General features: G+C 35.2%; 23 protein-coding genes. All 23 read left to right on the plus strand.

Translation table 11 applies throughout. The annotated features are described in order from the left end of the window. Positions 1-107: 107 nt before the first annotated feature. The 23 genes from DWX96_RS09220 to DWX96_RS09325 all read left to right on the plus strand — a co-directional run bounded on the left by DWX96_RS09220 (position 108) and on the right by DWX96_RS09325 (position 21,745). Positions 108-854 carry a helix-turn-helix domain-containing protein gene (locus DWX96_RS09220; protein ID WP_118057304.1) on the plus strand — a complete coding sequence of 249 codons (747 nt, stop codon included), beginning with the start codon at positions 108-110 and terminating at the stop codon, positions 852-854. Positions 855-1,255: 401 nt separating this feature from the next. Next, a complete protein-coding gene (locus DWX96_RS09225) occupies positions 1,256-2,143 on the plus strand; it encodes a DUF2156 domain-containing protein (protein ID WP_117697998.1) in 888 nt (295 codons plus the stop codon). A 1-nt stretch (position 2,144) separates the two neighbouring features. Further along, positions 2,145-3,017, plus strand: a complete 873-nt coding sequence (locus DWX96_RS09230) for a GNAT family N-acetyltransferase (protein WP_117841743.1) — start codon at positions 2,145-2,147, stop codon at positions 3,015-3,017. Between the two features lie 94 nt (positions 3,018-3,111). Further along, complete coding sequence (locus DWX96_RS09235) at positions 3,112-3,885, plus strand: ZIP family metal transporter (protein ID WP_117841744.1); 774 nt, start codon at positions 3,112-3,114, stop codon at positions 3,883-3,885. A 21-nt stretch (positions 3,886-3,906) separates the two neighbouring features. Continuing rightward, complete coding sequence (locus tag DWX96_RS09240; protein ID WP_147337978.1) at positions 3,907-4,122, plus strand: hypothetical protein; 216 nt, start codon at positions 3,907-3,909, stop codon at positions 4,120-4,122. A gap of 27 nt (positions 4,123-4,149) precedes the next feature. Continuing rightward, positions 4,150-5,142: a helix-turn-helix transcriptional regulator gene (locus tag DWX96_RS09245; protein ID WP_118057306.1), complete on the plus strand. Its 993-nt coding sequence runs from the start codon at positions 4,150-4,152 to the stop codon at positions 5,140-5,142. A 228-nt stretch (positions 5,143-5,370) separates the two neighbouring features. Then, on the plus strand, positions 5,371-6,660 hold the full coding sequence (locus tag DWX96_RS14600) for a hypothetical protein (RefSeq protein WP_242988771.1): 1,290 nt from the start codon (positions 5,371-5,373) through the stop codon (positions 6,658-6,660). A 20-nt stretch (positions 6,661-6,680) separates the two neighbouring features. Further along, the gene (locus DWX96_RS09255) at positions 6,681-6,947 is read left to right on the plus strand and encodes a hypothetical protein (RefSeq protein WP_118057307.1); all 267 of its coding nucleotides are present in this window, start codon (positions 6,681-6,683) and stop codon (positions 6,945-6,947) included. Between the two features lie 118 nt (positions 6,948-7,065). Continuing rightward, positions 7,066-7,335, plus strand: a complete 270-nt coding sequence (locus tag DWX96_RS09260) for a hypothetical protein (RefSeq protein WP_118057308.1) — start codon at positions 7,066-7,068, stop codon at positions 7,333-7,335. A gap of 26 nt (positions 7,336-7,361) precedes the next feature. Next, positions 7,362-7,841 (plus strand): hypothetical protein, encoded by a 480-nt coding sequence (locus DWX96_RS09265; protein ID WP_242988772.1) that lies wholly within the window; start codon positions 7,362-7,364, stop codon positions 7,839-7,841. A gap of 31 nt (positions 7,842-7,872) precedes the next feature. Then, entirely contained in the window at positions 7,873-8,214 is a 342-nt protein-coding gene (locus DWX96_RS09270) for an HIRAN domain-containing protein (protein WP_118057309.1), read from the plus strand. Between the two features lie 221 nt (positions 8,215-8,435). Then, complete coding sequence (locus tag DWX96_RS09275; protein ID WP_118057310.1) at positions 8,436-8,660, plus strand: helix-turn-helix domain-containing protein; 225 nt, start codon at positions 8,436-8,438, stop codon at positions 8,658-8,660. After that, positions 8,647-9,531 (plus strand): DUF4007 family protein, encoded by an 885-nt coding sequence (locus DWX96_RS09280; protein WP_158561840.1) that lies wholly within the window; start codon positions 8,647-8,649, stop codon positions 9,529-9,531. Before DWX96_RS09275 ends, DWX96_RS09280 begins: the two co-directional genes overlap by 14 nt. Positions 9,532-9,534: 3 nt before the next feature. After that, positions 9,535-13,071 (plus strand): hypothetical protein, encoded by a 3,537-nt coding sequence (locus DWX96_RS09285; protein ID WP_118057312.1) that lies wholly within the window; start codon positions 9,535-9,537, stop codon positions 13,069-13,071. Between the two features lie 15 nt (positions 13,072-13,086). Next, on the plus strand, positions 13,087-14,700 hold the full coding sequence (locus DWX96_RS09290) for a phosphoadenosine phosphosulfate reductase domain-containing protein (RefSeq protein WP_118057313.1): 1,614 nt from the start codon (positions 13,087-13,089) through the stop codon (positions 14,698-14,700). Continuing rightward, a complete protein-coding gene (locus DWX96_RS09295; RefSeq protein ID WP_118057314.1) occupies positions 14,701-15,822 on the plus strand; it encodes an aminotransferase class V-fold PLP-dependent enzyme in 1,122 nt (373 codons plus the stop codon). Positions 15,823-15,828: 6 nt separating this feature from the next. Next, positions 15,829-16,017, plus strand: a complete 189-nt coding sequence (locus DWX96_RS09300) for a DUF3343 domain-containing protein (RefSeq protein ID WP_118057315.1) — start codon at positions 15,829-15,831, stop codon at positions 16,015-16,017. A 13-nt stretch (positions 16,018-16,030) separates the two neighbouring features. After that, the gene (locus DWX96_RS09305) at positions 16,031-18,187 is read left to right on the plus strand and encodes a DEAD/DEAH box helicase family protein (protein WP_118057316.1); all 2,157 of its coding nucleotides are present in this window, start codon (positions 16,031-16,033) and stop codon (positions 18,185-18,187) included. Then, entirely contained in the window at positions 18,177-18,344 is a 168-nt protein-coding gene (locus DWX96_RS14280) for a hypothetical protein (protein WP_158561841.1), read from the plus strand. The genes DWX96_RS09305 and DWX96_RS14280 overlap by 11 nt, the downstream gene beginning before the upstream one ends. Beyond that, positions 18,341-19,453 (plus strand): AAA family ATPase, encoded by a 1,113-nt coding sequence (locus DWX96_RS09310; RefSeq protein ID WP_118057317.1) that lies wholly within the window; start codon positions 18,341-18,343, stop codon positions 19,451-19,453. The genes DWX96_RS14280 and DWX96_RS09310 overlap by 4 nt, the downstream gene beginning before the upstream one ends. Beyond that, entirely contained in the window at positions 19,398-20,357 is a 960-nt protein-coding gene (locus DWX96_RS09315) for a hypothetical protein (RefSeq protein ID WP_147337979.1), read from the plus strand. Before DWX96_RS09310 ends, DWX96_RS09315 begins: the two co-directional genes overlap by 56 nt. 1 nt (position 20,358) lies before the next feature. After that, complete coding sequence (locus DWX96_RS09320) at positions 20,359-20,922, plus strand: hypothetical protein (RefSeq protein WP_118057319.1); 564 nt, start codon at positions 20,359-20,361, stop codon at positions 20,920-20,922. A gap of 13 nt (positions 20,923-20,935) precedes the next feature. Continuing rightward, on the plus strand, positions 20,936-21,745 hold the full coding sequence (locus DWX96_RS09325; RefSeq protein ID WP_118057320.1) for a hypothetical protein: 810 nt from the start codon (positions 20,936-20,938) through the stop codon (positions 21,743-21,745).

The following is a 21,745-nucleotide window of genomic DNA, read 5'->3' on the forward strand; positions in this document are numbered from 1 at the left end:
TGCAATTTAAAATGCCATAAAATATAATGGTTTTAGACCAAAGAGGGTATATTCGAAAGAATATGCCCTCTTTTTACATCTGAAAAATACTTAAAGAGGGTGATTGATTGAAAACATTAGAGACAAATGACTGGATGATTTTAAATAGTATTATTTATAAGATTTATACGACGGAAGATGCAGATATTATGCGGGAGCAGTTTTTAGAGCAGATGAAGATGGTGCTGGATTTTGACAGTGCAGATTTTTTTCTCGCAGACAGCCAGGAGAGCAGGCATCTGGTAAGACCGGTCACTTATAATTGTGATGATGAATCCTCGATGTATGATGAAATGAATTCGAATCGCGGAATTGTATATAGCGGAAAGAGTCTGGTGTACCGGGAAACAGATATGATATCGGATGAAAAAAGGGTACAGACAGAATATTATCAGAAGGTGTACCGGCCAAATAACTGGCATTATGCAATCCAGATGATATTGGGAAGAAATAAAGAATTTTTAGGCGTTGTCACTTTTTACCGGACAATCGGAAAAGATAATTTCCAGTATGATGACATTTTTATTCTGGACATGTTGAAAGACCATCTGGCATTCCGGTTATATAAGGACGGACAGCAAAAGGATGAAAGGGCAGAGAAACTAACGATAACAGAAGTAACAGAGAAATATGAACTGACAAAGCGGGAGCATACGATACTGCAGCTTCTGATGCAGGGAAAGGATAATCATACCATCTGTGAAGAATTGTCCATAAGCGTAAATACATTAAAGAAGCATATCTTAAATATCTATCGGAAGCTGGGTATCAGAAATCGTGTTCAGATGTTTAAAATGATTAAAGAAAAAGAGTGATTTTTCTATATCGAAAATCTGATGGATATTTTTGCATTGCCGGAAGAGGAAGCAGAAAATTTATTGCAGGGTGGTAAAGAACAGTAAAATATATATTGGAATAGCATGATTTAAGGAGAAGGTTCGCTATTGTCATAACCGATGGAAGGAGACAATAGGGAATCTTTTTTTTACTTTACAGGAAATTGTTTTCCTGTAAAGTAAAAAACGCTCCGCGAGGATGCACACTGCGGCGTATAAGGTAGATGTCGCAAGCGACCGCCGCAGGCACGAGAAAGTGCCAAGGCACATTCTTTGTTCCGATAAACTTGAAAATATGTTTCAAGTAGTTTATGGCAGGAGCAGAATTTGACAATCTGGGGTATAATAATTGAAGAAGAAAAGAGAATGAGGAAGATGATATGATAGAATTTAGACCAATAACCATAGATGACAGAGACTGGATGAGTGAAAAGCTTAGGGAAGATAACAGACAGGGCTGCGAATACAGCTTTGCAAATAACTTTATCTGGTCTGTGATATATAAAGTGGAAGTGGCAGAAGTCTGCGGCTGCTGCGTGATAAAATTCGATGCAGAAGGGGAAGACTGTTATGCATTCCCAATTGGAGCCGGAGATAAGAAGGCAGCAATTATGCAGCTCCTTACACATGCAAAAGAAGATAACAGCAAGCTCTATATTGAAAGTATTGAGGAGGCAGACCGGGAGTTTTTAGAAACGTATTTTTCCGGTATTTTTCAGATCGAAGAAAACAGGGACAGCTTTGATTATATTTATACAGTGGACAAGCTGACCAGTCTGGCAGGAAAGAAGCTTCATGGCAAACGAAATCACATTGCAAGATTTAAAGATGACGAGGATTGGAGTTATGAGCCAATGACAGCGGAAAATAAGCAGGAATGCTATGATATGAATCTTAAGTGGTGCGACCGGAGAGCCTGCAAGTGGAATGAGGATATGAGTGATGAGCAGTGTGCCCTGAATCAGGCAATGAAATATTTTGATGAGTTGCATTTAGAAGGTGGCATATTGCGTAAGGCTGGAGAAATCGTAGCATTTACCATAGGAGAACGATTAAATTCCGATACTTATGTAGTGCATTTTGAAAAAGCATTTCCGGAAATACAGGGTGCTTATCCAATGATTAACCAGCAGTTTGTAATGCATAATTGTCAGGAGTATAGTTATGTAAACCGAGAAGATGATGCCGGGGATGAAGGACTGCGAAAGGCAAAATTATCCTATTATCCTGATATTTTGCTGAAAAATTATACTGCACGGGAGATTTAAGATGGAAATACGGTTTGCAACAAAAGAGATGATTCCACAGATAAAAGAGATTTGGCATCGGTGCTTCGGGGATGAAGAGGACTATATGGAATTCTATTTCACGCACCGGTTTACGGAAGAAAATATGCTGGTGTGTATGGAAGATAAGAAGCCTGTGGCAATGACAACATTTCTTAAGGCGTATCTTGTGACCGGGGAAGGTGAGATACCGGTACATTATGCTTATGCAGTAGCAACCCTGCCGGAATACCGGGACAGGGGCTATGCAAAAATACTGTTAGAAAAAGGAAAACAGCATTTTCAGACACCGATTGTCTTAGAACCAGCCAGCGAAAGCCTCATATACTATTATGAGAAGCTGGGCTTCCGTATGGCATTTTGCGTAGCAGAGCGAACCATTCTTCCGGACGAAATTGCAGAAGCAAAAGGGGAAGAAAAAGGGCAGCAGGAATACTGGCTGCTTACAGTGACACCGGATGAGTATGTGCAGCTTCGGGATGCTTATTTTATGGGAAATGGTTATATCCGCTGGGATAAGGATGCAATCACTTATGCGTTGCTGGAAAATGACTATGCAGATGGTTATGCTTATAAAGTGCAGCACCATGGCAGAGAGGATCTTTTATTATTCCGGGAAGAGGAAAATGTAATCGAAGTATTGGAAACAACTTTATCAGAGCAGGATTTGCTGGCGGTATTAAAGCGTCTTCGGATAAAAGTTCCGGTCAGAGTCAGAAAATCTTTGGCGGCAGTTGAAAGAGAAGAACGAGTCGGAAATGGTAAAAAAAAACCGGGCTATCAGAAAAAAGATTTTGGCATGATAACCGGATGTGATGAGGCGGAGAATGGGTACTTGAATCTTACGCTGGAGTAGAAACTTTATGAGATAAATTCTATATGAGAGAAGAATTTTATGAGAAGATAATGAAATGCTACTTTAGAATAGCAAATGTGAAAGGAGGTTTTATATGATTGGAGTATATATCTGGATTCCGTTTGTAGGAACATTTTTAGGGGCGGCCTGTGTGCTGTTTATGACTGGGGAGTTGAAGCCGCTGGTGCAGAAATCCCTGCTGGGATTTGCGTCCGGAGTCATGGTGGCGGCGTCGGTATGGTCACTATTGATTCCGTCTTTGGAAATGTCAGAAGAAATGGGAAGGTTGTCATTTATTCCGGCAGCAGTTGGATTTGCCCTTGGAATTGCATTTTTGCTGATTTTGGATAGGCTTATTCCGCATTTACATTTAAACAGTGATGAGCCGGAGGGAATTAAAGCACACCTAAAAAAAACAACCATGCTGGTACTAGCAGTTACCTTACATAATATTCCGGAAGGGATGGCAGTGGGTGTAGTATTCGCAGGATTTCTGATGGGCAGCGGAAATATTACTTTGACAGGAGCACTTGCCCTGGCAATCGGTATTGCCATTCAGAATTTTCCGGAGGGTGCAATTATATCCTTGCCACTTCGCAGTGAAGGAACCGGAAAAGGAAAAGCATTTCTTTATGGTGCACTGTCTGGCATTGTAGAACCAATAGCTGCAATTATAACCATTGCAGCAGCATCCATAGTGATTCCGATTCTGCCGTATCTGTTATCGTTTGCAGCGGGCGCCATGATTTATGTGGTAATCGAGGAACTGCTGCCGGAGGCATCCACAGGCAGCCATTCGAATATTGCAACCATATGGTTTTCAGTAGGATTTCTGCTGATGATGATACTGGATGTGGCACTGGGATAGGGAATGCGTGAAGGTACTAGTTTGGCAGAAAACAGAAGTATGAAAAGCTTGAAGTTAGATAGTTTTATTACAGAACTGAATAAGAAACAAAATAACAAAGAAATAAAGAGAATAAAGTTGGATAGTTGTGAGGGCGATTATTCAGGAATAGCTGCAATCGGTAAGTTTATTGGATTTTTCGTATTACTATTTGGTGTGTTATGGTTATCTATGGTATTATATAGAAGAAGCTTTTAGTTTTATTGGGGAGTTTGGAGGTACAATATGCCTAAATCATCAAATCAGAAATTGAAACTGATATATCTTATGAAAATTCTTCTGGAGCGGACAGATGAAACACACAGTATTACTATGCCAGAGATTATTGATGCACTTGCAGCATATGACATAAGTGCTGAGCGAAAGAGTTTATATAATGATATTGAAAATCTTAGAGTGTATGGTCTGGATGTTATAGGAATGCAGGAAGACAGGACATATTCATATCATATAGGTAACAGGCAGTTTGAATTGGCAGAGTTAAAATTATTAGTTGATTCTGTACAGTCGGCAAAATTTATTACTGCTAAGAAGTCAAATGAGCTTATTAAAAAGATAGAAGGACTTGCTAGTAAGTATGAAGCATCTCAGTTACACAGACAGGTATTTGTAGCTGGTCGTGTAAAGACAATGAATGAAAGTATTTATTATAATGTTGACAGGATACATACAGCAATAGCAGAGAATTCAAGGATAACATTTCAATATTTCCAATGGAATGTTGATAAGAAAATGGAGCTGCGTCATGAGGGGGCACCTTATGAGGTTAGTCCATGGTCTTTATCATGGGATGATGAAAACTACTATCTTATTGCATATGATAGCAATGATGAGATAATAAAGCATTTTCGTGTAGATAAAATGATTTCTATCAAGTTAAATGGCAAAGTAAGAGAAGGAAGACAGGCGTTTAAATCCTTTGATATGGCTGCATATGCCAGAAAAACATTTGGCATGTATGGAGGAAAAGAGGAATGGATACGAATTGAATGCGATAATTCTTTTGCAGGTGTGATGATAGACCGTTTTGGCAAAGATGTATCCATGATCAGACTGGACGATAAACGTTTCGCAATCAATGTGGAAATTGCTGTTAGCAGACAATTTTTAGCATGGATCATAGGGCTTGGTGAGGGTGTAACACTTACAGGACCAGATAATGTTGTTGAAATGATGAATGCTGAAATAGACAGATTGATAGAACAATATAAAAAATAAGAACAAAGATTCGATATGCAAGGTGTGTTTATGGGACACCTTAGTTTTTATAATAAGAATCAGATAAGAGATAAGCTCTTACTGGTTCTTGTTTTTTTGAAACAGGCAAGGTTATGGTATTAGATTAGAAAAAAGTATTACATTTTAAGGATTGTATGGGATATTGCATTATGTGTGAATATTATGAGGTATGTAGAAATGATAGGACATTTAGAATAGGAGGTGCCTATGGAAACGGATTCTTTATATTACATAATGGATTATAGTGGTCACTATTATAGAACCAATAAAGCAGATCAGTTGGTAGCTGTGGCGGGGGAACAGGACGCAACAGTATTTACATTTGCACAGGCAAACAGCCGAATATGTGTGGGCAAGAAAGCAGCATTTTATTGTATGGTTCCGATTGAAGAAAATGTGGAAGATATGAGCCGGGAAGTATCTGGCAGTGATGAAATAAGTGACAATTTCAGTGCATTACCGGTAGAAGAGCAGGAAGAAAATAATGATGAATATGTTTCACCAGTAAAAGAACTAACATATGATGAGGTAATGGAACCGATTGAGAAAAATGTTGCATCATATGACCTATCAGAAATGGACTGGGCAGAATATCTTACACATTTTACATACCTGGTAGAAGGCCTAAAGGATTATAGGGATGAATTGTCAAAAAAACATTCAGATATAGAACAGAAGATATGCGATATTCTTCATTATATTGAATTATGTGAAACAGATGATAATGAAGCAACTGATTTGATTGAGCTGTTAAGAGTGTGCAGGGAAAACAGAAGAGATATCAAGGATGAACTGCAAAGAATTGAATATTTTCAAAATAGTTTTGGGACGAATACAAATGTCACTAAGGCAAAGCAGGCATTAAAAAGTATCAAGGGTCTGGAAAAAAGAAAGTATAAACCTAGAAAATACGAAGAATTGTTTGAAAACTGTATACTTAAAGACAGACGGTTACAAAAAGATGATATACATGGAACAGTTCATATTAGCTCAGATACAAAGCAAAGATATAGTATTGAACCTACATTTGATGAAAAGGATGGCGAAGTAACAATGGTAGAAGAAAGAAGTTATACTCCGTTGGATGAAAAAGAGAATGACTGGGTTTCATTTGCAAGGCAGCAGGCAGAATTTTATAGAAATGCCGGGCAATATATAATAAATCTTCAGATAGATATCAAAGAGCTAGATACTGAGATTGAAAATATCCTTTTGGAAATAGAAGATGCTAATTGTAATGTGACTCAGGGGTATAAAGTATTTAAGAGACTTAAGGAGCTGAGGCTTGAGAAAAAAGCAAAAATAAAAGAACTTAACTGCCTGTATGCATTGACAGACTACATTGATTGTGAATCCCTGGCTGATACCTGTGAAGATAATCTGGCGGAAATTGAAGACATAATGGAAGTCCCGGAACATAGTGAAGTAACCAAAATGCAGCTTGTAGATGAAGGTCAGGAAGAGAATATGCATATAGTAGAAGATATGGTTGGCTGAAAATAAGGAGGATAATTACCATGATAAATAAGACAATATTAAGAGAAATTCATAGAGAAAATAAATCTATAAATAGGAATTTACAGCGATTGGCAAATATAGGATTGATAGGTCTGCTTGGAAAAAGTGTTGAGGCGGCAAAGAAAACAGATGATCTCGTTGGAAAGACACTGGCAAAGACGGGATTGATACTAGTGGTAGTGTCAGAGATAGTACTTATGATTGCGGATATTATTGATTACAGAGAAGAGAAAATAGAACAGCAACTTGAAGAAGATGATGAATAAGCATGCAAAAGAACAAAGATTCGATATACAAGTGATGATTATAGGACAGCATAAGTAGTACTATGTAATCAGAAAAAACAAATAACCTTGATAATTCTTGATTACAGGAGGTATGGCAATGAAAAATTGGATGGATTTAAATGGCGATGGCAAAATAGATGGTGCAGAAATGATGTTTACAGGAGAAATGCTTTGCACCAGCAGGGAAGAACATGAAGCATTATTTGGAGATGCCGGAGACTTCGGGGATGACGCAAAGGAGGACTTTGAGATTGATGCAATGGCAGCAGGACTTGATGTTGATGAATTAGAACTTATGGATCCTGATGACAGGGCAGAGGCATTGGAAGATGCAGGGTTAGACCCGGATGATTATGATTTTGACTGAGTTTTTTGCAAGGGAGGCTGATTTGTATGAGAAAAAATTCATTTGGACAAGGACTGGCAATATTTTTTGTGATAATAGGTGTTCTGTTTGTAATAGGTTCAATAGGTGAAGCAAGTGAGCCTAAGTGCATTAAGGCAGGATGTGATAATAAGCAGGCAAGTGGAAGTAGTTATTGTTATCTGCATAAACCATATACTGGAAGCAGTACATCACATAGCAGTTCATCATATAGCAATAAATCATCCAGCAGTACTTCTAAGAGTAGTACAAGTAGCTCTGGTTCAAGCAGTAGTTACAATAGTAAATCAAATTCAACAAATAATTCATCATATAGTAGCGGCACAAAGAAAAGCACAACGACAAAGAAGAGTACATATGACTCTTATGATGATGGCTATGATGATATCTATATGGATGGCGATTATGACTATGATAGATATGACAGAGACAGCGATTATGCAGATGGTGTAGATGATGCAATGGATGAGTACGGAGAAGATTGGTAAAGCCGATAAGATGTGTGGAGAGGAGACCACTATGGAAGAACTTTATTTTACAATAGCAGGTTGCAGCCGTTATTTTGGCAGTGATTTTATGGAAAAAGGAATGAAAGTCAAACTTGAGAAAGAGCCGGATAATGAGTACGACAAGGAAGCAATACAGGTAAAGATAAAAGGACTTGGAAAGATAGGATATGTGGCTAACAGCCCTTTTACTGTAAAGGGTGAATCTATGAGTGCAGGCAGGCTGTATGATAAGATTGGAGATAAGGCGAAGGGAAAGGTAGTATTTGTAGTTGATGGCGGGGTTGTGTGTAGAATAATTAACACTGACAAAGAGCAAAATTTGGTGATAGAAAAAGAACAAAATAGCGATTGAGTAGTAAGGTAATAGGTTGGTTAGAATAGCCAACCTATTGCTATAATATTTGAAATGGTCAAATGAAAAACTAAATTCCAGTTCTAATATTTGAAATATAGAAATTTATAAAAATAAAATCAATCTTTATATATCTAAAGATTATGCTGGCGGAATTAGTGTAAACATGATATAATGTAGATCAAGTATATAATCTGCGATTAAGATGAAAGGTGTTAATTATGGCAGTATCATATAATGGTCTATGGAAAATTTTAATTGATAAAAAACTACAAAAAAAAGATCTTACGGAGCAGTTAAATATTAGTTCTACAACTATCGCAAAGATGGGAAAGGGCGAAAAGGTGTCTATGGATGTCTTGGAACGAATTTGTAGATATTTGAATTGCGATTTAGGAGATATTGCAAGTTTTGAGATAGAGGAGAATGACAATGGTTGTAAATAAGCATGGCAGTTTTTATATGAGAAGTGGATGGGGAACAAAAATCATTCAGGCAGTAGAGCAAGATGCCATGATTTTTACTCCTAGTAGTGAACAAGAGGCAATTGATAATATTGGGTTAGGTCGAGTAATGATAAAAGCTCTTAGATATTGGTCTGATGCTATGGGGTTAACTCACGAGGAAAAGGAACAGGGAGGTATACGTCTTGTTCCAGAAGCAATTTATACGAGTATTCTTCAGCATGACTTGTATTTTCAGAGGCAAGGTTCTCTTCTTTTGATGCATAGAAATTTAGCTCTTAACGAAGAGAATGCAACTGCCTGGTACTGGATGTTTAACGAATGGAAACAAAATGTTATCACAAAGGAAGCATTTGTAGAAGGTTTTCACTCCTATTTGTCAGTAAATGGAATGAAAGTCAAAAAAGCGGCAGTAGAGAAAGAATTTAATTGTTTGAAGAATACATATGTAAGTGATGCTAAGTTCGATAAAAATAGCATTATGGATGAAGATACATATCCTTTTTTGGCTCCATTACAGATTATCAGGGAGACTGAAAAAAATACATATGAAAAAAGAAGTCTAACAGGCAGAGAAGTTCCGTTAGAAATACTTATTTATGCCATAGCGATGGATAATTTAGCTGATAGTCAGCAAGGAAAACAGATTAACATCGACAAGTTAATGGAAGATAAACGACAGATTGGAAAGTACTTTGGAATGAAGTATTCAAAACTGCTTGAGTTACTTGTAGAAGCAGAAAATAAGAAATATATCAATCTAAATAATAACTTTGGAAATCGTTTTATTGAGTTTAATGGTTATAATTACGCTGGATTGGTAGAAAAATATTATGTTGATAAGGAACGATAAATAATGAATTATACAAGTTTAGTTACAAAGAAAAAGCAATATAAGTACTCTGCCAATATCTGCTTTGACATGAAGGACGACGAAAAATTAGCAGGTTTTATTCCGAATGTTACGACTACAGAAATACTGAAAGAATACTTACTTGGAATTATAAATCGAAATGCAGATGTTCATTCAAGAATACTTTATGGTTCATATGGAACAGGAAAATCACACTTACTTACTGTATTAAGTGACTTGTTAGGACATGTAAATACAGATGGAAAGGGTATTGTGGAATTTCTGAAAGCTATATCAAAGTATGATAAAGCTCTCGCTTCGGAAATTAATAGATTTGTAAAAGAGGAACAGCCATATCTTGTAGTTCCAATATATGCAAATTTTGGTGATTTTGATAAATGTATCACATATTCGTTAAAGAAAGAATTAGAAAGAAACCAAATAGACATTTGTTTTAAAAGCTATTTCGATGATGCGTTAAAGTTGATTAACAAGTGGAGAAATGGTCAAGAGTCAAAAACAAGATTAGAAGAAATTTACAAGGTTAATAAAATTGATGAAGTGGAACTTTTGAATGGTTTGGAGAATTATGATACCAAGTCAGAAAAAGAATTTAATATAGTGTTCAGAGCAATGACGTATGGTGCAGAGTTTGTAAGTGAAGCCGGTAACTTGATTGACAATATTACGTTGGCTAATACTATTATTGCAGACAATTATCGAGGCATTATTTTTGTCTTTGATGAATTTGGACGTTATATTGAGGATACAGGAGAGAATATAAAAGTTAAGGACGTACAGGATTTAGCAGAGTTCTGTGACCACTCGGATTTCGACGATTATCTTATTCTTGTATCACATAAGCAGTTGTCACTATATACAGACAAAATGAAAAAATCTGTGAGTGATGAGTGGAAGAAGATAGAAGGACGCTTTAAATCGACATCAATTAATATAAAGTATGATCAATGCTTGTCATTAATTCCTCATATAATTCCTAAAAAGAAGGAATGGAACGAGTTTAAACGTAAGTTTAGAGTGCAACTTAATGAGTTATATACGCAAGCGTATGATTTTAAGGGATTTCTATTACCGCCTGAAGATGAAGGAATAAATCCGTTTGAGGGTGGATATCCGCTGCATCCGATTACTTTGTATGCTTTGGATAGGTTGTCAAAGAAAGTTGCACAGAATGAGAGAACATTTTTTACTTATTTAGCTAGTGATGAAGATTATTCATTATTTTATCTGCTTGAGAAAATGAATTTGAATGAATTTCATTTCATTGGTCTGGATGCAATTTATGACTATTTTGAAGAAAATATATATTCTTATAGAGGTGGTGAAGCTAGAGAAATCTATAAGAAATATCAGGTGGCTATTAATAAACTTGGACTAGGTGTAGAAAGGACTGTCCAAATTCGTGTCCTTAAGGCAATGGCTGTTATTTACATTATTAATGATGCGGGAACGCTTGCTTCAGATGAAGAGACTTTGGTTAATGTTATTGATGCTGATAAAGAGATAGTGAGAGCGGCTATAAATGATCTTGAGAAACAGAAGATTATTAAGTATATGAGACAGTATGGCTACTTTGATTTCCTGGATAGTAGTATTTATGACTTTGATTCAATGATTGAGGAAAGAGTTTCATCAGTAACTGATGAAACAGCAGTATCTGTCCTCAATGAGGAATTTGCAGAATTTGTAATATACCCATATGACTACAATTGGCATTTCCACATGAATCGTATATTTTTACCAATTTTTGCTTTGAAAGGGGATTTAACAAAGAAAACCTTACTAAGATTTCTTCCTAAATACTACGATGGAATGATTGCATTTGTCTTGGATAAAAAGTTTGAAATCTCCGATTACCTAGTAAAGGAAGGATTACCAGAAAGAACAATACTGGTGATTAATCAGAATGAAGAATCTATTCTTAATGAAGTAAAGAGATATGTTGCAATTAAATATTATTATTCTATACGTGAAGAATTAAAAAAGGATGATCCGACAGTAGAGAAAGAACTTGAATTATATCTTAGTGAACAGAAGAGTATTCTTCGAGATGTTATTTCTGGATGGCGAAATATTGAAGCAGATGGAATTGCAGTAGTTTCCAACGGATGCGAACATGTTGTAAAGAGTGGAAAAGACGTGTCGGATATTGCGTCTGAGATAATGATGAATAGTTTCCCTAGAACTATTATTGTGAACAATGATTTGATAAATAAAAATACAGTATCGGGTGCGATTAGGTTGGCTAGAACGAAGGCACTGTCTTACATTATGAATAATAAAGAAGATATGCTTGAAGAGTGCAACTTGATGTCTCCTGAGCATTCGGTTATTCGTTCGGTATTATCAAAAAATGGTTTATATGATGGTGAAGACAATATAGGGAATCTAAATACATTGCCAACAGGAGAAGTGTCGGGTGAATATGTATATAGAGAAGTTCAAAAATATATTCACAAGTGTATAAAAGGACAGACAGGTGTAAAGGAACTGTATGAGACATTAAAGAAAGCACCATATGGTTTACGAGATGGATATCTCTCGATTTTGCTTGCGTTTTGCTTGCGAGACTATGAGAACATTTCTATTTATTTTCATGGTTCGGAACACGATTACTGTGAAGAAGAATTATTAAAAGCTCTGGAAAGTCCTGAAGATTATAGTTTGTATATTTGTAATTGGAGCGACTCAGAACGTGAATATATTGAGTGCTTGGAAAAAATATTCGCTCGATTTGTTGATGAAAAGGCAAAGAATAGATTAAAAGAGCTATATGAAGCTATGAATAAGCATTTTGTTTCAATTTCTAAAGCTGCTCGTACTACAAATAAATATGTTTCTGATAAAGCCAAAATATATAGAGAGATTATGAGCATTACTCATAAAGATTATAATAAATTTTTCTTTGAAACTTTATTACAGTTGGATGATGATTTGGCTGAATTACAAATGTTAGTTCAAAAAATAGTATTTGAGCTAGAAGGAGTTACAAAACTTCAGATTCAGACAGTCGAAAAAGCAGTGAGAAGCATTTTGGAAATTGACTCTGACATTTCAATTACTGCTGAATTGAATAGATTATATGAATCTGATTGGAAAGAAAAAAGATTCAAGTCATTTGACTATCAGACAAGTATGATGCTTGACTATTTGGCCAATATGAATTTGTCTACAAATGATGAGGAAATCATACAAGAGTTAGGCAAAGTAGTTACTGGATTTGAAATTGAATATTGGAATGATTCTAAGATTGAAGATTTCTACGAAGCATTTTCAAAGATGGTAACTCAATTAAATAATTATCAAGTGCAAGATAATGTTGGTGCTGATGAAATTAAGGTAACTATTAGTACTGGAAATGAAGAAGAAAAAATCACACAGTTCAATAAAGGAGAATTGTCAGGTACAAGTCAGCTTATGTTTAATAAGATTAAATCCACAATTGATAACTTTGGCGAGTCACTTAGTTATGATGAGAAGATGCAAGTGCTTGCAAAGATTTTTTCGGAAATTATGTAGAAATGGAGATATTTGATGATCTACTGGTGTGAGAAATGTAACGAACCTATTTTTGATAAGAAATTGCATGAATTAACATGTAAAGGAAAATTGAAAAAACTATCTGAAGGTTCAATTTGTAACCCTGTTTTTATTCAAGAAAGAAAGCTATTGAGTAAGATTGTGGGTGAAGATTTGACAGATAAAAAAGTGTGGTATTTCGGCTCCAGTAGATATCTATATGATGGAGAAATTCAGAGAATACCATACATAGAGTGGTATAAAAACAAAGAGCATTTGAAATATGCTGAGGAGTTAAGAGACAATATTGAAGTAGAAAGAGATTATGCTCCTTATATGGGCGTGGTAAAGGCTAATGAAGCGTATATTAAAGGTCTTGTATATGAGGCAGAAAAATATATCTCAGACATTTATACAAAGTATTCATCAGGAGAATATGCTGAAAACAAATATATTCCTACAGTGTCATTTTCAGGAGGAAAGGACTCAACTGTTGTAAGCAGGCTTGTGAGAGACGCATTACAAGATAATTCAGTTATTCACTTTTTTGGAGATACAACATTGGAATTTAGAGAAACGTATGAATATGTACAACATAAATTTCGAATAGAAAACCCACAAGTTCCGATGATACCAAGTGAAACAGAAAATGATTTCTTTAAACTTTGTAAAGTGTTTGGCCCCCCAAGTCAACATGAGAGATGGTGCTGTACAATATTCAAAACAAGTAACTTGAATAAGGAGTTGGAAAATTTACCTGGTAACAGCTTGTCATTTTTGGGTATTAGGCATAGCGAGTCTGCTGCGAGAAAAGGATACGAGAGAACACAAGAACATTCTAAAATATCGACGCAGGTAAATGCAATGCCGATAATAGAATGGACTGATTACGATGTCTGGCTTTATATATTATATAAAAATATTCTGATTAATGAATGCTATGAGTATGGGTATAAGCGAGTTGGATGCTGGTGTTGTCCAAATAATTCAGATTGGTCGATGATGTTGACTGAAATTTATCATCCAGATGATATGCAGCGATGGAAGGATATGGTTCTTGATTTTGCAAAACGAGCAAATAAAACAGATCCTGAAGAATACTATGAGGAAGGTAAATGGAAAGTTAGAAGAGGTGCCAGTGGACTAAAAGTTAAGAATGTTACAATTATGGACACCGCATGCAATTTATCGGATAAGGCAAGAAATATTATTATTGAGAAAAAAATTAATAAAGATGTGATTGAATTATTTAAGCCACTCGGAGATTTAAAAATAATTGAAAAAAAGGATGCAACTTATATTTCGGTTTATGATACAGATAAGTCTGGGGAATATAGGAAATGTTTTGAATTAATTATCACATTCGGGACAAATGTAGTGAAAGTATTACCGGAGGAACGTATAGATGTTACGAACTTGGTGAACAGAATTAAGTGTCAGCTAAGAAAATATCAATTCTGTATACGTTGCTCTGCCTGCGATTCGGTTTGTCCGTATGGAGCTATAGATACAATACATGGACAATACAAAATTGATGAAACTAAGTGTAAACATTGCAAAAAGTGTATTGCAAAATTTTATAATGGATGTATTATTTGCGATAAGGTTGCAGGAAAGAAGGAATCATAAGTGATTTATTTAGATAATGCTGCGACAACTAAATATAAACCAGATGAAGTTTATGATGCATTCAACTACTATGTAAGAGAGATTGGTGTGAGTCCTGGGAGAGGTAGCTATCAATTGGGCATAGAAGCATCAAGAATGCTATATCAAACAAGAAAACTGGTTGGAAGATATTTTGGAATAACAGAACCCAATGTCGTGTTTACGAAGAATTCAACAGAAGCAATCAATTTATTCTTTAGAGGTATTTTGAAACAGGGAGCTCATGTTGTAATTACCTGCTATGAACATAATGCTGTGTTGAGACCTCTTCATAAGATGAAAGAAGAAGGCATTATTGATTATTCAGTGATTGATAGAAATGATCTTCTGCTATCACCAGAGGAAATATTTAAAAAGTATGTGAGAAAGAATACGACTTTGTTTGAGATGACTCTAGCAAGTAACTTGACTGGAAGAATTGTATTTAATAGAGAATTGCTTAAGTTTATGAAGGCGAAAGGTATAAAAACATTTGTAGATTCTTCTCAAGGCGCTGGAAAAATAACAATCAATATGGTCGAAGATTCGGTGGACTATCTTGCTTTTACTGGACATAAGGACTTGCTAGCTTTGCCAGGGGTTGGAGGACTGGTATGTTTGGAGAAACCAACATGGAAACCTCTTATTCAAGGTGGAACTGGCGTCCTGGGAGATGAGTACATCAATCCGGATGTTTTTCCAGAGGGCTACGAAGCGGGAACACTTAATATGCCAGCAATTTGGTCTTTAAACGCAGCAATTAAATGGTTAAACGAAAACCGAGAGGTTGTAAAGGCAGAAGAACTTAAGTTACAGCAAAAATTACTGACTGAGTTACAGCGATTAAGTAATGTTACTGTATATGATGCAGATTTTGAAAGATTAGGCGTTGTTGGGATTAATATTGATGGGATGAAATCAAATGAAGTCGTACAGGCATTTGATAAATATGGAATATGCACGCGAGGAGGAATCCATTGTGCGATATTAGCACATGAGGCGCTACATACAAAAGAAATAGGAATTGTGAGAATGAGCCTTGGATGGAAAAATTCTTTGAAAGATGTAGAAGCTGTAATTGATGCAGTTAAGAAGGTAGGTTGATTATTAATGTACATAGTATTTTATAGTACAAGTCATGTATTTGAAGCGGAGGAAAGGTTAAAAGAACAAGGAATAGAGTGTTCTGTTGTTCCGACGCCTGTAACTGATAAGGCTTATTGCGGTGTATGTATTGAAACTCAAAATACAGATGCCGAACAGTATGTTTTAGAGTTAGAACACGATTTGATTCAGTAAAGAAGGTGATTAAATGGCACTGACAGATCTTTCATTAAAGAGAGAGTATCGGTCATATAAAAATAATGTAGTCAAAGAGTTTTATATACCAGTTTTAAAGGAAGCAATATTGTATAGGAGAGCAGTTGGCTTTTTTACTTCAGAAGCATTGGTTGAGATTTCAAAAGGAATCTCTGGTTTAATTGAAAATGAAGGCCATATACAATTGATAGTATCTCCAATTCTAAATAAAGAAGATATAGAGGCTATTGAACAGGGATACAGTAGCAGGGAAATAGTTGAAAAATCATTACTTAGAGAGATGAAAGATCCTCAGGATGCTAATGATAAAGAGCGACTTGCTTGGATTTCTTATTTAATTAGTATAAGTAGACTTGACATAAAGGTGGCGTTTACAAAGAAACTAAGCAGTAAAGCGATGTTTCATGAAAAAATGGGAATCGTTTCAGATATGTATGATTCGCATATTGCATTTACCGGATCAATGAATGAAACGGTTAATGCCTTCTTTAATAATTATGAATCATTTGATGTATATTGTTCATGGAATGAATATGAGAAGGAACGAGTTCAAGATAAGATAGATGCTTTTGAAAAAATATGGAACAACACAGAAAATAATCTTGATGTTATAGATTTTCCGAAGGCTGCAAGAGAAAAGCTCTTGAAATATAAAGTTGAAAAAATAGATTCACAGTTAGATAAGAATTTAGCTGATGCATACAGATGTGAAAGAAATGAAGTAAAGTTCGGAATTAATGAGGATATTGAACTTTACGATTACCAAAAAGAGGCGATTTTAGAGTGGGAAAACCAGGGATATCGAGGAATATTCGATATGGCTACAGGTACAGGAAAGACGTTTACAGGATTAGGCGCAGCAACATGGCTTTTAAAGAATAATAAACGTCTTGCTGTTATAATAGTATGCCCTTATCAGCATCTAGTAGAGCAGTGGGTTGAAGACATAGAAAGATTTGGGTTTAGGCCAGTAATTGCGTTTTCTTCATCGCCACAAAAAAAATGGAAAGAAAGATTAAAGGATGAAGTAATTGATTTTAACTTGGAAATAGAAGATACTTTTTGCCTGGTTACAACAAATGCAACATATACATCAAAGCATGTTCAGGAACAGATTGGAAAAATAGAGGGAGACATACTAATAGTAGTAGATGAAGCACATAATTTTGGTGCGATGAGACTAAGTAGATATTTACGCGATGATATCAAGTATCGTTTAGCACTTTCGGCTACGCTGGAAAGACATGGCGATGAGGAAGGAACTCAAGCACTATACAGTTACTTTGGTAATAAATGCATTGAATATGACTTAAAGAGAGCCATAGATGAAGATAAACTTACAAAGTATTATTATCACCCGATCATAGTAAGCCTCTCTGATGATGAGTTGGAGAAATATCGAGAGCTTTCAGCTAAGATATCAAAAGCTTGTAAGTTTAATGAGGATGGAAGGGCTGAACTTAGTGAAGCGGCAAAAACACTTTTGATTCAGAGATCCAGAATTGTTGCTGGAGCAATAGAAAAGATTGCGGTACTGAAAGAATTAATGAAAGATTATGTGAATGACAATCAGATATTAGTTTATTGTGGAGCAACAAAACCATATAATCCTGCACTAGATGAATCAGAATCTGACGATGAAGGGGAACGACAAATCGTTATGATTTCTAAAATGTTAGGATTAGAATTAGGCATGGCAGTAAGGCATTTTACATCTAACGAAAGCGCAAAGGAAAGAGAAGAGATAAAAGCACAATTTGCTGAAACAAATCCGTATCAGGCACTTATCGCAATTAAGTGTTTGGATGAAGGTGTAAATATTCCGAGTATCAAAACTGCTTTTATATTAGCAAGTAGTACTAATCCAAAGGAATATATTCAGAGACGAGGTAGAGTACTTAGAAAATATCCGGGAAAGGATTATGCTGTAATATATGATTTTGTTACTTTACCAAGACCGTTAAACGAAGTGGATGCATATGAGGATAATAAATCCGAAATATCGCTTGCAAGACGTGAAATTGCAAGAATGAAGGAGTTTGGGTATATTTCACAGAATCCGCAGGAAACGGACAAGCTGATAAAAGAAATTACAGTAGCATATGGTTTGGATATGATCAAGAATCAGGAGGTAGATTATGAACTTTGAAACTGACGACATGGATATGAACCAGAGTATTTTAAAGACAATGAAGAAGATTGTTGAAAAAATGGAAAAAGAAGATGCACGTACAAAAAAGATTGGTGATGATATGATGCCAAACGAAATCAAAAAAAAGCTGGAAGGGATGGTTAATGCGGAATGAAAATTGAAAGTATTACATTACATAACTTCAGACAGTATATTGGAACGCAGACAATCGAATTTTCTACAGATGAAAATAAGAGAGTTACCGTCTTAGTAGGTGATAACACATCAGGAAAGACAACTTTGATACGAGCATTTGAATGGTGCTTATATCGTAAAAATGGATTTGATAATCCAATATTGCTAAATGATGAAGTGGCAAAGCAAATGGAAGAGTCTGAAACTCAAGATGTCATTGTCACAATTATTTTGCGAAATAGAGAACAGACGGATGATGGTTTTTGCGATGTTAGATATAAGATAACTCGAACACAAAAATATATATGTGTAAAAAAAGATTACGATTCCACTGGAAATATAACTAATAATATATCAGAATCAGGACAAATGAAGGGAACTATAGAAAGATTGGGAAGTGATGGCCAAACAATTTCTTCTGTTGATCCTGGATTAGTAAGAACAGTTATTGATGGTATCTTGCCGGAAGACTTATCTCCATATTTCTTCGTAACAGGAGAGCGATTAGGTGCAATTACAGATAATGCAGATTTGAAAAGTTCAGTACGAGGATTAATGGGCATTGATATATTAGAAAATTCGAGACGTCATCTTAGAAAGATTGTAAATGATTATAATGGATCGCTTAAAAAATCTGGAAATGTTGATGTTGAAAATGCGCAAAGCACGAAGGAAACAAAACAGAAGCAACTAGAAGCGATAGATAAAGAAATAGATGATTTAAAAGATGCCATTTCATTTTATGATAATCAAAAGATGGAATGTGCGGCTAATATAAAAAAGAACCAGGCGGCAATTGATGATCAAAAGAGAAGAGAACAATTAGAAAGACTTCTGATGGACCTTGAAAGGGATACTAATTCTGCAAAAGTAAATGTTGTAAGCGCGTTTAATTCACCTAATGCCTATGCATTTTTCTTGAGACCATTAAAGGGAAAAGTGGTTGAATTGATGGAAAAACATTCTAACGATGTTGAGACAGTACCTAATATGACGCAGGCATCTATTGACTATATAATTAATAAAGGTGTGTGTGTGCGGTACGCAGATATCTGTTGGTTCAGCAGCACATCAATGTTTATTAGCTGAACGTAAGAAAATGCCACCGGAAAATATTGGTTCTTTAGCAAGGCGATTTAAGGGAGATACTACAAGATTCACAGAATCGTCGGATGGCTACTTCTTAGCTGTTGATAGTCAATATAAAAGTTATAGAATGTCAAGAAAACAGTTGGGCTATCGAAGAGAAGAAAAGCAAGAACTTGATAAAAATATTGGTCAAAATGATGTTGATGTAAAAAAATTAAATGAAGAGTATAATGCTGCCGTAAGAATGCTAGAACAGAAAAATAGCGAACTTAGAAGAAAATATGAGTTACAAGGTTCGATTAAAAAAGAGATATCAAATTGTGATAAAACAATTACCCAATACCTAAAGAATGACAAGACTAATTCGAGATTGAGAAGATATCTTGCTTATGCTCAAGCATTATATTCTGAATTTAATGAAGAATACATGATGAAAGAATCGACAGTCAGATCCCAGCTTGAGTTAAAGGTAAATTCTGTTTTCAATCGAGTTTATCATGGCACTAGAACTATTATGATTAACGGAAAGTATCAGGTTCAATATTTAGAAAAACTTGATGAATCCGATGGCTTAAAAGCTGTTAAGAACCTTTCGTTTATTTCGGGATTAATAGAATTAGCGAAAGAAGATATGGAATCAAGTGATTTAGTGGAGGTGACAGAGTTTCCACTTGTAATTGATGCTCCGTTTTCTAATATTGACGGAACACATATAAAAAATATTTGTACGATTATTCCGGAAACTGCAGATCAGGTTATCATAGCAGTTATGAAAGAACATTGGGAATCTGCCCGTGCTGAAATGGAACAGTATTTAGGTAAGAGCTATATGATTTGTAAAGATATTGATGTTGCAGGCAAAGAAAAAGAGACAGCAACTCATGTCAAGATGTTGGAGGGATAATATGTTTGATAAAGATTATAAAGTAACAGGTATTTATGCAACATATTGGAAGGATTTGTGCAAAAGACAGATTCGAAAAGATGAAAATCCGGAAGATTATAAAAAAGACAATTTCAAAATATTTAATACATATATGGATTGTTATAAAACTGCAATAGCATTGGGAATTAGATATGGACGTTTAGGAACTCTTAATGATCCTGATAATAAAGATGAAGCTGGTATGCTGACGGGTATCATGAACAAAAATCACGATAAATTAGTGTACTTGTATCAGGTGGCTATGCTGTTAGAAAAAGAAAGAACTCTATCTGAAGAAGAACGTATTGAAAATGCGTTTCAGTTAGAGGAATTTGACGACGAAGGAAATGAAATCCCTGAGAATGTGGCAAGAATCAAGGAAAATTTACAATTGTTTGAAAAATATTTCTTTGGTGGATTAGAAATTTTGCATGAAGAATTTGTTGAAAAGTGTACAACCGAAGATGACTATTTAGAGAGAATTCATTCGTTTACGAAAGATTATCTCGAGGAAATCCAGAGTTTAGAAGAAGTAGACGAATAGAGAAGGTGATACGATGTGGCGCTATTATTTGGATGATAAAAAAATTGAAGAGACAATTTCAAATAGGATGAGATATCAAGATTCTGAAAAAGTAGCGTCTCAACTATTAAAAAGCCTAGGCTATGAACAAGAAATAATGGTAAGAACCAATTTTGACGATTTGATTTTTACATCGGGTTCTATGGATGAAACTTTCTCATCTAATGAAATACAATTAGCTGAAAATGTAGGGAATGTATTTTCATCTAGATGTAAAGATATGTTCGATTTTTATCTAATTGATATTGATGAGGAACATTATACAGATGAAACGTATATAGGTGCTATTATAAAAATTATAAACAAGGCATTTAAAGGGAATAATTTCATTATATTTCAGAATGAGAACAAATTAATGTTTGCTAGTCGGTATATAAGTCGATTTCCTGGTAGAGATTATCATTTTACTTATTGGATCTCGGATATTTCTAGGATAAAAGATTTCTCTTCTTATAGTGTGTGTAAGAAGAATTCGAGATATTCGTATACAGTTTATATGTCCATTGTTGTTCAGCTGTCAATATTTAGACATCGTTGGTGGAGTGATGTTAAAGAGGAAGCAGAAGAACTTAATTTTAATTTCATAAAGCTGACTAGAGAATTATCCTACATTGTATCAAGGCAGTTTGATTCTTTCGAATTGCTTGATAAGGCGATGCAGGCATCTGAATTTATCAAAACAGATGCGAAAATGCAGGAATATGCAGAAGAGATTGATAATGAAGAGGATGATAGACTTAACGAAGACTCAGATATTCTTTATGAATTACTGAGAGAATACTAA

Source organism: Roseburia sp. AF22-2LB (genome assembly GCF_003461125.1).
Classification (GTDB): Bacteria; Bacillota; Clostridia; order Lachnospirales; family Lachnospiraceae; genus Roseburia_C; species Roseburia_C amylophila.

What these genes read in the sequence shown, in the direction of transcription:
- DWX96_RS09275 (WP_118057310.1), top strand. Translation starts at nt 8,436, where the DNA reads ATGGCAGTATCATATAATGGTCTATGGAAAATTTTAATTGATAAAAAA.
- DWX96_RS09270 (WP_118057309.1), top strand. Translation starts at nt 7,873, where the DNA reads ATGGAAGAACTTTATTTTACAATAGCAGGTTGCAGCCGTTATTTTGGC.
- DWX96_RS09310 (WP_118057317.1), top strand. Translation starts at nt 18,341, where the DNA reads ATGAAAATTGAAAGTATTACATTACATAACTTCAGACAGTATATTGGA.
- DWX96_RS09265 (WP_242988772.1), top strand. Translation starts at nt 7,362, where the DNA reads ATGAGAAAAAATTCATTTGGACAAGGACTGGCAATATTTTTTGTGATA.
- DWX96_RS09245 (WP_118057306.1), top strand. Translation starts at nt 4,150, where the DNA reads ATGCCTAAATCATCAAATCAGAAATTGAAACTGATATATCTTATGAAA.
- DWX96_RS14280 (WP_158561841.1), top strand. Translation starts at nt 18,177, where the DNA reads ATGAACTTTGAAACTGACGACATGGATATGAACCAGAGTATTTTAAAG.
- DWX96_RS09225 (WP_117697998.1), top strand. Translation starts at nt 1,256, where the DNA reads ATGATAGAATTTAGACCAATAACCATAGATGACAGAGACTGGATGAGT.
- DWX96_RS09235 (WP_117841744.1), top strand. Translation starts at nt 3,112, where the DNA reads ATGATTGGAGTATATATCTGGATTCCGTTTGTAGGAACATTTTTAGGG.
- DWX96_RS09290 (WP_118057313.1), top strand. Translation starts at nt 13,087, where the DNA reads ATGATCTACTGGTGTGAGAAATGTAACGAACCTATTTTTGATAAGAAA.
- DWX96_RS09255 (WP_118057307.1), top strand. Translation starts at nt 6,681, where the DNA reads ATGATAAATAAGACAATATTAAGAGAAATTCATAGAGAAAATAAATCT.
- DWX96_RS09230 (WP_117841743.1), top strand. Translation starts at nt 2,145, where the DNA reads ATGGAAATACGGTTTGCAACAAAAGAGATGATTCCACAGATAAAAGAG.
- DWX96_RS09320 (WP_118057319.1), top strand. Translation starts at nt 20,359, where the DNA reads ATGTTTGATAAAGATTATAAAGTAACAGGTATTTATGCAACATATTGG.
- DWX96_RS09305 (WP_118057316.1), top strand. Translation starts at nt 16,031, where the DNA reads ATGGCACTGACAGATCTTTCATTAAAGAGAGAGTATCGGTCATATAAA.
- DWX96_RS09285 (WP_118057312.1), top strand. Translation starts at nt 9,535, where the DNA reads ATGAATTATACAAGTTTAGTTACAAAGAAAAAGCAATATAAGTACTCT.
- DWX96_RS09300 (WP_118057315.1), top strand. Translation starts at nt 15,829, where the DNA reads ATGTACATAGTATTTTATAGTACAAGTCATGTATTTGAAGCGGAGGAA.
- DWX96_RS14600 (WP_242988771.1), top strand. Translation starts at nt 5,371, where the DNA reads ATGGAAACGGATTCTTTATATTACATAATGGATTATAGTGGTCACTAT.
- DWX96_RS09325 (WP_118057320.1), top strand. Translation starts at nt 20,936, where the DNA reads ATGTGGCGCTATTATTTGGATGATAAAAAAATTGAAGAGACAATTTCA.
- DWX96_RS09260 (WP_118057308.1), top strand. Translation starts at nt 7,066, where the DNA reads ATGAAAAATTGGATGGATTTAAATGGCGATGGCAAAATAGATGGTGCA.
- DWX96_RS09280 (WP_158561840.1), top strand. Translation starts at nt 8,647, where the DNA reads ATGGTTGTAAATAAGCATGGCAGTTTTTATATGAGAAGTGGATGGGGA.